This is a genomic window from Gimesia chilikensis, assembly GCF_008329715.1.
GTDB classification, from domain to species: Bacteria; Planctomycetota; Planctomycetia; order Planctomycetales; family Planctomycetaceae; genus Gimesia; species Gimesia chilikensis.
Window position 1 is genome coordinate 1 of record NZ_VTSR01000045.1, and the last position, 475, is coordinate 475.

Below are 475 nucleotides of genomic sequence, written 5' to 3' on the forward strand. Positions count from 1 at the left end.
GGGGACCTTCGATCTGAACCAGCAGATCGCCCCTGATGACTTCCAGGCCGACGGTGCTCTCTGGGAAGATCTGGGAACGTTCACCATCAACAGCCGGACGCTGACCGTGATGCTGACCAACCTGGCCAACGGCCTGATTACCGCTGATGCAGTTCGCATCGAGCGGGTCTCTGCCGGTCCGGAAGTTCAGCTGACCGACGTGACCGACGCCCCGGCACCGCCGAGCGTTCTGGTCGACGGTCATCCAGGCGGCATCGACTTCGGCACCACCGAACTGTTGACCGACCTGACCCGGACCTTCGAGATCACGAACACCGGTTCTGCTGCTCTGGACATCAGCAACATCGTGATTCCTGCCGGGTTCACAACCACGCTGACCGCTCAGAGTGTGGCCGCTGGCGATACGATCAGCTTCGAGATCACGATGGACTCCGACTCCTTCGGCGACCGTTCGGGCCTGTTCTCGTTCGACACC

1 protein-coding gene is annotated in these 475 nt (G+C 61.7%); it reads left to right on the plus strand.

Translation table 11 applies throughout. The features are described 5' to 3' along the window. On the plus strand, positions 1-475 hold a 475-nt coding region (locus tag FYZ48_RS29120), incomplete at both ends, for a DUF1573 domain-containing protein (protein WP_149345981.1).